This window comes from Paenibacillus sp. GYB006 (assembly GCF_036577645.1).
Classification (GTDB): Bacteria; Bacillota; Bacilli; order Paenibacillales; family Paenibacillaceae; genus Paenibacillus.
This window is the reverse complement of record NZ_JARBDA010000025.1, coordinates 22530-31050: the sequence shown is the minus strand read 5'-3', so window position 1 is coordinate 31050 and position 8521 is coordinate 22530. Positions and strand designations below refer to the sequence as shown.

At 43.4% G+C, this 8521-nt stretch carries 12 protein-coding genes; all 12 read right to left on the bottom strand.

Features of this window, described 5'->3' with window-relative positions:
* Nucleotides 1–152: 152 nt before the first annotated feature.
* The 12 genes from PV403_RS23870 to PV403_RS23815 all read right to left on the bottom strand — a co-directional run bounded on the left by PV403_RS23870 (nt 153) and on the right by PV403_RS23815 (nt 8377).
* Entirely contained in the window at nt 153–806 is a 654-nt protein-coding gene (locus PV403_RS23870) for a deoxynucleoside kinase (RefSeq protein WP_213535302.1), read from the bottom strand.
* Nucleotides 803–1426, bottom strand: a complete 624-nt coding sequence (locus PV403_RS23865; RefSeq protein WP_213535301.1) for a deoxynucleoside kinase — start codon at nt 1424–1426, stop codon at nt 803–805. Before PV403_RS23865 ends, PV403_RS23870 begins: the two co-directional genes overlap by 4 nt.
* A gap of 197 nt (nt 1427–1623) precedes the next feature.
* On the bottom strand, nt 1624–2145 hold the full coding sequence (locus PV403_RS23860; protein WP_332086191.1) for a GNAT family N-acetyltransferase: 522 nt from the start codon (nt 2143–2145) through the stop codon (nt 1624–1626).
* 155 nt (nt 2146–2300) lie between these two features.
* Nucleotides 2301–2468: a hypothetical protein gene (locus tag PV403_RS23855; protein WP_213535376.1), complete on the bottom strand. Its 168-nt coding sequence runs from the start codon at nt 2466–2468 to the stop codon at nt 2301–2303.
* Nucleotides 2469–2577: 109 nt separating this feature from the next.
* Nucleotides 2578–3117, bottom strand: a complete 540-nt coding sequence (locus tag PV403_RS23850) for a hypothetical protein (RefSeq protein ID WP_332086190.1) — start codon at nt 3115–3117, stop codon at nt 2578–2580.
* Between the two features lie 69 nt (nt 3118–3186).
* Nucleotides 3187–3405, bottom strand: coding sequence for a hypothetical protein (locus tag PV403_RS23845; protein WP_213535297.1), 219 nt, complete (start codon nt 3403–3405; stop codon nt 3187–3189).
* Nucleotides 3406–3513: 108 nt separating this feature from the next.
* Nucleotides 3514–3681: a DUF3934 family protein gene (locus PV403_RS23840; protein ID WP_213535296.1), complete on the bottom strand. Its 168-nt coding sequence runs from the start codon at nt 3679–3681 to the stop codon at nt 3514–3516.
* Between the two features lie 125 nt (nt 3682–3806).
* Complete coding sequence (hemG, locus tag PV403_RS23835) at nt 3807–5201, bottom strand: protoporphyrinogen oxidase (protein WP_332086189.1); 1395 nt, start codon at nt 5199–5201, stop codon at nt 3807–3809.
* A 305-nt stretch (nt 5202–5506) separates the two neighbouring features.
* A complete protein-coding gene (locus PV403_RS23830) occupies nt 5507–5851 on the bottom strand; it encodes an EamA family transporter (RefSeq protein ID WP_213535293.1) in 345 nt (114 codons plus the stop codon).
* A 1-nt stretch (nt 5852) separates the two neighbouring features.
* The gene (locus PV403_RS23825) at nt 5853–6386 is read right to left on the bottom strand and encodes a DUF2304 domain-containing protein (RefSeq protein WP_332086188.1); all 534 of its coding nucleotides are present in this window, start codon (nt 6384–6386) and stop codon (nt 5853–5855) included.
* Nucleotides 6376–7128 carry a glycosyltransferase family 2 protein gene (locus PV403_RS23820; protein ID WP_332086187.1) on the bottom strand — a complete coding sequence of 251 codons (753 nt, stop codon included), beginning with the start codon at nt 7126–7128 and terminating at the stop codon, nt 6376–6378. The genes PV403_RS23825 and PV403_RS23820 overlap by 11 nt, the downstream gene beginning before the upstream one ends.
* Complete coding sequence (locus PV403_RS23815; RefSeq protein ID WP_332086186.1) at nt 7103–8377, bottom strand: ArnT family glycosyltransferase; 1275 nt, start codon at nt 8375–8377, stop codon at nt 7103–7105. The genes PV403_RS23820 and PV403_RS23815 overlap by 26 nt, the downstream gene beginning before the upstream one ends.
* Nucleotides 8378–8521 lie beyond the last annotated feature (144 nt).

The window sequence follows — 8521 nt, the reverse complement described above, 5'->3', positions numbered from 1 at the left end:
AGCAGAGAAGTAAGTCAATATAAAAGAAATAGATCACTTCCTATTCAAAAACTAAACAGGAAGTGATCTATTTTGTTTTGAGAAACAATTACTAATTTAAAAGCGCAACTTTTTCAGTGGCCTCCATGTGCCAAGAGGAGCCTTTTCCTTATTTACTTATTATTTCGATGCTTAGTGATCGTCTTTCCAACTTCCGTGAGTATGCTGTCCAAGGAAGCTGGATCATGCACATCATACTCATCAATGTTTAATTTGAGCACAGGGCAAGCGTTGAATTCTCCGATCCATTTCGCATAACGTCCATGCATCTCTTCCCAATAGGCCGGATCGGTCTGGATTTCCATCTCGCGGCCGCGTTCTTTGATCCGGTTCAAGATCGATGGAAGGCTTCCTTCGAGATAGATAAGTACATCTGGATGAGGGAAATAAGGAGTCATTACCATTGCTTCAAATAAGCTTGTGTAAGTCTCAAAATCCGTTACACTCATCGTGCCTTTGTCTGCGTGCATTTGAGCAAAAATTCCGGTATCTTCATAGATCGAGCGATCTTGAACATACCCTCCCCCTGCTTCAAAAATATTTTTTTGCTCTTTAAAACGTTCAGCCAAAAAATAAATTTGAAGATGGAAGCTCCATCTCTCAAAATCATGATAAAACTTCTCCAAATAAGGGTTATGATCCACCTTCTCTAAAGAGGTTTTGAAATGAAGTCGATCCGCAAGTGCAGCAGTTAAGGTAGATTTCCCTACACCTACAGTACCCGCCACCGTAATCAAAGCATTTTGCGGAATGTTGTAATCGTTCATTGAATGTACTCCTTTATCTCAGACACAATCAGGTCAAATTGCTCAGGACTTGCGACAAAATCGATCTGATTACCGTCAATTGTAATAATTTTTGTATCTGGCTCTCGCTCAGCAAGAGACGTCATTGCTTCATCGTAATCTATAATAAGCTGTTCTAAATAAGCGGGGTCCATATTCTGTTCAAAAGAGCGTCCGCGTTTGGCAATTCGCTTAAGCAGTGTATCTAGGTCTGCTCTGATATATATAATAAGGTCCGGCTTCGGAAGATCATCGGTAAGGATATGATAGATCTTGCGATACTTTTCTCTTTTGACACCCTTCAGCGTGCGCTGTGCAAAAATCAAGTTTTTATAGATATGATAATCGGAAATAACTCTTTTCTGATGCTGGATATAGTTCGTCGTCGTGTCTTCCAACTGCTTATACCGATTACACAAAAAGAACATTTCGAGCTGAAAGCTCCATTCATCTATATTTTCATAGAATTTTCCGAGAAACGGATTCTCTTCTACAATTTCTTTTAATAAAGGGATATCTAGTTCCTTGGAAAGCATGGACGAAAGCGTCGTTTTTCCAGCTCCTATTGGACCCTCAACCGCAATAAACATGCCTTTTGTCATGTGAATCCTCCTGTTATATTCGTAACCGATATTACCGTCATAGAGAGTTTATTGTATCACAGAATATCTCTTTTCGGACCGATTAAAAAAAGGAAGAAAGCATTACAATTCCCAATCCACAAAAAATGATATAAACAGCAAAAAAACCACTCCCCATGCAGTTGCACTGGAAAATGGTCTGAATGATTAGTTGCTCTCTACTTCGATGCGACTTTATATACCTCTGCATACAAAGTATTCCGGTAAGACTGAAACTGCTCCTCTGTAAGCAGACTTGGATAACTCATTACCATCAAAGGGAAATCAGGTTGTCCCTCTCGAAGCGGCGGCTGCACATAGGGATAGGAATTCAGATGAAAACCAAGCCGCTCATAAAATCCAATCCTTCTCTGACTCATTTCTTCCTCCGGCGGCTCGACTTCAAGCACGACCGGTTTATTCATTTGCGCTATAAAGTCCATCATCAGCTGCTTGCCCAGCCCCCCACCGCGAATGGATGGTTTCACGGCGATGTGCTCCACAAAACAGAATTCATCAAATTCCCAACCCCCCAGAAAGGCGATGACCTCACCCAGGTCATTCTCTTTGGTGAGCAGTCGATAGCTTGCATTCGCAAGCAAAGCTTGCTGTCCTTCAAAAGTGCGATATTCAATCAAAGGAAACGATTCCTCCATAATGCTATACACTTGTTTAAATACATGGGACTGAATCTTGCTCATAAAGTCACTTCCTTCTTGTTGTTACCTTCATTCTTCCTCGCGTAAGTTAGCACCAGTCTACCATTTGACGTGAAGCTTATCCAGTTCTGCCGAGTACGGAAGCAAAAAAATAACCCGTACCACGAACGTGGCCGAGTTATCTTCTATTAATCTTCCTAGTTCAAATCAACACGCGGTGATTTTCGTCCACCGTGGGAAGAACGCGAACTTCTCATCATACCAGATACCGTGTTAAAAACTTTATCACGTGCCGTTTTATTTTTCATCAAGTATGTCACCCCAGCACCGACGGCTGTTAAAAGCAAACCCTTTTTTTTCAACATTTCAATTTCCTCCTTCGTAAGTGGTATGGTTACCTTCTTGTTTGAAAATTACCCTTCTTACAGAATTCGAAACGCAAAAGAAATGCTTACTTTTTGTTACAATATGGAATTATCTAAAAAGCTCGGCTGTCTCTATCGAACTTTCAAACCTCGTGATCGTATGCGTTGTATCGCCTATAAGCTGTTTCCATTTGAGCTCATAAAAAACTTCTGTATTCAATTTATCTTTAAAGAAATCTTCATTTGCCGAAAATGATACTTCATATACGGTTGTTTTTAATTTTCTTTCAAGCACGGAGATCCTTGGCTCTGAGAATGCCTGCTTTGCTTCCTGCGGCAGTCTCATTTCAAAAGTAATCGGCTGATTCGGCTCATTCGAAAACTCGGCTATTTCTACAAATTCCTTACCTTCCTGTTTCAGATGTGAATACACAAGGGTGCTTACTTTATTTATCTGCTCATTTTCGTCATCCCATTCAGCAAGATCAGCTTCATTCTCTTCTTCCAGCTTATAAATGATTTTATCCTGCTGCGCAGGGGGAGCTTGAACATCTAATTCAACCGCTTCCTTGTCACATGCGGACAGGAACGACAGACACAAAATCAGTCCTGCTGCCACTAGACTTATTTGTAGGAATTGTTTTCTCATTTTGTTTTGTATCAACCTTTCGGGATGAAGTACGTATATCAAACTCCCAGTATAACAGAACGAGTCTCATCACTCTTCCTTTTTCCGTTCAGACGCTGCATGTGTTGCCTTCGCTTCAGCATCGAGTTCTCTGATACTCCGGTTAAGTCTCAGTAAAGAACTATCTAGTTTATCAAGACGTGACCCGATGGTTTGCAGTACATAGCGAAGTAAAATAACACACACTGCCATTGGGAATCCGATATTCGTAATGAGATAGACCATTTCTTCCAAGTTTAGATTTTCCATTGCTCATTCCTCCTTTATTAAGAAAGGAAATAAGAATGGCTATTTTACAACCTAAAGCAGATAAAAAAGCCGACTCTGTTGTTATCAGAACCGGCTTCCTCTATTCAATTAGCGAGTATCAGCTGAGCTGCCTTCACTATTGTCTGTTTTCTTTGTACCTTTACTCTTGTATGGTTTAGGAGAATTACTAGCACGGCGTTCGCCTGCTTGCCAGCGATTCCATCCTTTTTTCCCTGTGCCTCTTCCTGTTCCGCCCTTACCTTTTGCCTTACTCATCCAATCACTCCAGCTCTATTCCTATGTTATGCCTGAACTATACAGGAAAAATAGCGATAAGTACAGTAAAGACATGAAAAGCAAAGATCCTGCTTCCCCTGCCAAACCATGAGATTGATATCCTTCTATAGCTGTTCTATCACCTTAGAGGCAGTCTTCTCCCCATTCGCAATACAGTCTGGAATACCAACGCCGTAATAAGAGCAACCCGCAAGCCTAATACCTGGGTAATACAGAGACATCTTCTCTTCAAGTGACGTAACCAGCTCATGATGCTTACGGTGATAATTCGGCATTTCTTCATGCCATACTCTCACATGATGAGTAATGGGTGCTTCCGACATACCGAGACTTTTCCGTACATCTTCTGCTGCTACTTGCAGCAGTTCTTCTTGTGTCATATCCTTCATCTGTTCGTAGGCTGGATTCACGCTTTTATAAAAGAGTCTGACTAACAGCTGACTCTTGTTCGAAGTATGTTTCCATTTACGGCTCGTCCAAGTGCAGGCATTGCAAGTGAGATCGCTGCTCCCGGAAGTGATAAATCCGGTCCCATTCGCAGGAAGCCGCTCGTCCGGTACATCATACCCGAGATAGATACTGATCATCGATGAACTGCGCAGCCGCTCAAAATCCTGATTCAGTTCTTCATGCTGAAGCATCTGTTGTACTGCCTTATGGGGCGCAGCAAGAATGATCTGATCTACGGTAATATCTTCTCCATCGGAAACGGTAACCGTATAAGTTCCTTCCTGCGGTCCATGAACGATTTTGGTAACAGCCGTATTCTTGCAGATGGTTACATTCGTCAGTTCTCGCTCATAGGCATCAATAAGTTCAGCCATCCCGCCTTCGAAAGATAAAAATTTCTTACCTTCTTTGGGACCTTTCAGCTCGCTTCGATGAGCATCAAGTCCACGGATGAGACTTCCATATTCATTTTTATAATCCAATAAATAAGGCATCGTTGACGCAAGGGTCAGTTCATGAATATTTCCTGAATATACGCCGGAAATCACCGGTGCAATCTGCTTTTCTACAAACTCCGCACCAAGAAATGCCTCAAGAAAATCGCCAAGCGAGTCCTGTTTCGTAAACGTTTCGTTAGGGGTGTAGAAATCTTTCAGGGCCGCTACTTTTCCTTCTGGAGATACCAGCGTGGTCTCGGCAAGAGACTCAATGCTCATCGGGATCCCAAACATCGCATCTTCCGGAATCTGCTTGAGCTCTCCATCCGTGTGGATGAAAGAGGTCCCTGTCTCGTTATAGACCACTTTTTCCTTGAGCTTCAATTCTTCAATGACTTCGAAAATATGCTTTTTACGAGTGACAATGGAATCTGCCCCTGTCTCCATCGTGAAGCTGTCATCGTGAGCAGTACAGATCTTGCCGCCCAGCTGACGGTTCGATTCGAATAAAATAACACGAGCATCAAGGTCCTCTTTTTCAATTTCTTTTTGCAAGGTATAGGCTGCGGATAATCCGGTAATGCCGCCTCCAATTACAGCTATCGTCTTCACAAACGCTCACCTACTATATCTAAAGTTTATGGTTATTTAACTTATAAATGATGCAATAAAGTATACCATATCCTGCCTGACGGTTCTTAAGACAAACATTATTGAACAAAAAAACATCTGCCAATCCTATAATGTTGATTGCTTCATCAACCTAAGGATTTAACAGATGCAGATTCACTTTATGAATAAATGCTCTGCGTGAGCACTAAAAACACAGTGTATAGTATTCCATCTCTCCACATGGAATTACCAGTGGACCGGACCAGGCTTACGATAGCGATGAACTATATAGTCAAGCAGAACTGTCATTTTGCAGCAATAATAGCCGCACCGATAACAATGACTGCCACTCCGATCCAGCGGTTCAGAGGGACACTTTCCCCAAAGAAATACCAGGCTGCCACGATCCCAATCGCATAAGCAAGGCTTTGCAGCGGATAGGCTACACTCAGCGGCAGCTTGGACAGAACAATAAACCATAGCCCCGTAGCCAAGCCATAAAACAGGATACCAAGCAGGATGAGAGGCGAAAATAGAACCGACACGAAATTGCTGAGCTGAATGCCTCCCTGCTGTTCAAGCCCCATTTTCCAGACGATCTGGCCAGAGACGAGTAGTAGTATATTGAGGAACAACACGACATAGGCCATATTATCGGATCTCCTCCCTGCTTGAATCATGAGGGGGAACAACATCACGGTCTAGAGATGAGGGACAAACTTGATCATTCGAGTGTTTCAGAGACAGCCCGGGGGATTGTGAGAAGTCCGGTATGGCTATCCCTTGCTCCTCATCTTCAGCTATAGTTAACCCCTGTGCCTCTGCTGCTTTTTCGACCTGCTTCTCCAGCTTTTGAATACGTTCCTCCGTAAGCCCCAGTGTTTGCGTCAATATGACGACCCGGTTCGTAAGTGAGGATACGGTGATCGTCAGATGCAGCAGAATGAATAGTATAGCAACTACACTCAGCAGATAAAGCAGCGACGGAGCATAGAAAATACCAATTCGTACCGCCAGCCCATCCAAAATGGACGGAAATAAAGATAAAATCATCATGATCGCGCTCATCAAAAGCCAAAGCAGTGCATACTGCTCCTTTAATTTTCGCTTGCGAATTAAATATAGAATCGTAGTGGCAAACGCTAAGCTTATACAAAAGCTAACGAAGTAAACATTAAGATTCATAGCTATGTTCCCACGCTCTCTTTTTCATGGTTTTCATGAGTAAGACAGATAGGATCACCTTGGACATATAGTACACGGATCTCATCGCCGATATGCTTGATACGCCGCCTTGACGTTCCTTCATGATGACAGGAATCTCAGTAAAGGTGAGTTCTCGGTTATACAAGAGCATCAGTGCCTCTACTTCTGGGTAGTCGGTCGGATACTCGCGAGCGAACAGAGAAATGGCTCGTTTTCCACAGAAGCGATAGCCTGAAGTTGGGTCAGTTACGGTCTGCCCGGTGAGCCGAGTCAAAAGGGCGGATAGCAGACCGATGCCCATTTTACGGGCAAAGGTCGACTGAAACCCTTCCTTTGTAATAAAGCGAGAACCAATGACCATGTCAGCTCCCGTCTCGAGTATCGCATCCAGAAGCCGATTGAGATCACTCGGATTATGTTGTCCATCGCCATCAATCTGCACCGCATAATCGTAATGATGTTCAGCCGCATAGCGGTAACCCGTTTGCACAGCTCCGCCGATGCCAAGATTGCAGGTCAAATCAATAACGCTCGCGCCTGCTGCTTTGGCAATCCGACTGGTGTCGTCACTTGATCCGTCATTGATGACCAGCACGTCCACATAAGGGATATCTTGACGAATCTGGTGGATTACTTGCCCAATGCCTTCCGCCTCGTTATAAGCAGGAACAATGACAAGCACTTTGAGCGAAGAATTATGAATGGTTGGTCGATTCGTCATAGATAACAGCTCCTTTCTGTGAATGTGAGGGTCTTACGTATTTATTCCAAAACCAGCGTATGATAGCGACGCCGACCACCGTATCCAGCATAATAATCAGCGGCATGGAGGTGTAGTTATACCGATATTCCGGTACAAATGCTAAACGTGTCACCGTCATGACCACGAGGATCAGCGTTAGCAGCGTGAGCGGCTTTCTCCACTTTCGAACAGCAGCAATCAAAGCGACCGGACAAAAATAGACAAGTGCTAAATGAAGCATACTGCCGAGCGGACTTGGAAGCACACTATATATCGGGGTATGACCGCTGCCAAAATACATATTCGAGTAGATGTATTTTAGTTTTCCAACGGTATACCATTTTACAAATGTCCATGTGTGTTCAGTAAAGCCGACCTTCAGCCGCTCTTTTGCGACCTCCATTTGGGTCTTACCGTGACGGTCAACTAGTCCATCATCATAGTTTTTATCTGGATAAGTACCCGCTGCAAAGGGATTGACCTGTGTAGAAGCAATAACGACCTCGTTCAGAGTCACGATGTTGCGGATCACCCAAGGCGAGAGAACAATCCCGGTACCAATGCAGGTGAACAGCAGTAATTTCAGCGTGAACTTAAAGTTCTTTTTCCAAAAGTAATAAAACACATAAACCGCTGGGATTAGAATTAAAAATTCCGGACGCGTAAGCACAAGCAGTCCCATTGCAGCACCACTAAGCAGAGCGAGGGTTCGTGTCTTCTTCTCAAACGTAGAAAGCTGCAGGCGGATATAAAGCATTAAGAAAAAGCATGCCAGCACTTCCGTGAGCACCGCGCCATTACTCCAAATGAACGGAGGATATACAGCGCTTATAAGCAGCACAATGATCGAAACCGTTTGGCCCGCCAGTTTTCGGGCAATGGAATAAATCAGCCCCAGGGTAACAAGGCTAATACCAACCTGGATATATCGAATGTACGGAAAAGGATCATTATTTTGATAATCGACCATCTTATAAACCGCCGCCATAAAAAGCGGATAACCCGGCGTAACCTGGGCGTTTGGCTCCGTATCCTTATAAGCATAAATTCCATCTTCCAGCAGCTGCCGAACCATAATGTCGTAATTCACTGTATCATGCGATACTTTATGATTGACCGAGACGAGAAAGTCGAGTCTTAAAAAAGCAGCCAGTGCGAAGATCAATACGATCATCGTGATAAGCAGTGTTTTTTTATGTGTAAGCATCTTCGACGCCATCGTGTCCATTCGTCAGTCTTGCTCCTTCCTGAAGTAAATATGTCAGAGGCAGCAGCTTTCGCCATTGCTTGTTTTCCTCTTGTTAAAGTCAAGACTACAAGACACTTCTTAACGGTTCTTATCTAAATGCTTAACAAACTCTTAAGTTTTTCA

Excerpts from the sequence above, each read along its gene's own strand:
- PV403_RS23820 (WP_332086187.1), bottom strand. The coding sequence starts at position 7,128 with ATGACGAATCGACCAACCATTCATAATTCTTCGCTCAAAGTGCTTGTC.
- PV403_RS23825 (WP_332086188.1), bottom strand. The coding sequence starts at position 6,386 with ATGAATCTTAATGTTTACTTCGTTAGCTTTTGTATAAGCTTAGCGTTT.
- PV403_RS23870 (WP_213535302.1), bottom strand. The coding sequence starts at position 806 with ATGAACGATTACAACATTCCGCAAAATGCTTTGATTACGGTGGCGGGT.
- PV403_RS23830 (WP_213535293.1), bottom strand. The coding sequence starts at position 5,851 with ATGGCCTATGTCGTGTTGTTCCTCAATATACTACTACTCGTCTCTGGC.
- PV403_RS23865 (WP_213535301.1), bottom strand. The coding sequence starts at position 1,426 with ATGACAAAAGGCATGTTTATTGCGGTTGAGGGTCCAATAGGAGCTGGA.
- PV403_RS23850 (WP_332086190.1), bottom strand. The coding sequence starts at position 3,117 with ATGAGAAAACAATTCCTACAAATAAGTCTAGTGGCAGCAGGACTGATT.
- PV403_RS23845 (WP_213535297.1), bottom strand. The coding sequence starts at position 3,405 with ATGGAAAATCTAAACTTGGAAGAAATGGTCTATCTCATTACGAATATC.
- PV403_RS23840 (WP_213535296.1), bottom strand. The coding sequence starts at position 3,681 with ATGAGTAAGGCAAAAGGTAAGGGCGGAACAGGAAGAGGCACAGGGAAA.
- PV403_RS23860 (WP_332086191.1), bottom strand. The coding sequence starts at position 2,145 with ATGAGCAAGATTCAGTCCCATGTATTTAAACAAGTGTATAGCATTATG.
- PV403_RS23815 (WP_332086186.1), bottom strand. The coding sequence starts at position 8,377 with ATGGACACGATGGCGTCGAAGATGCTTACACATAAAAAAACACTGCTT.
- PV403_RS23855 (WP_213535376.1), bottom strand. The coding sequence starts at position 2,468 with ATGTTGAAAAAAAAGGGTTTGCTTTTAACAGCCGTCGGTGCTGGGGTG.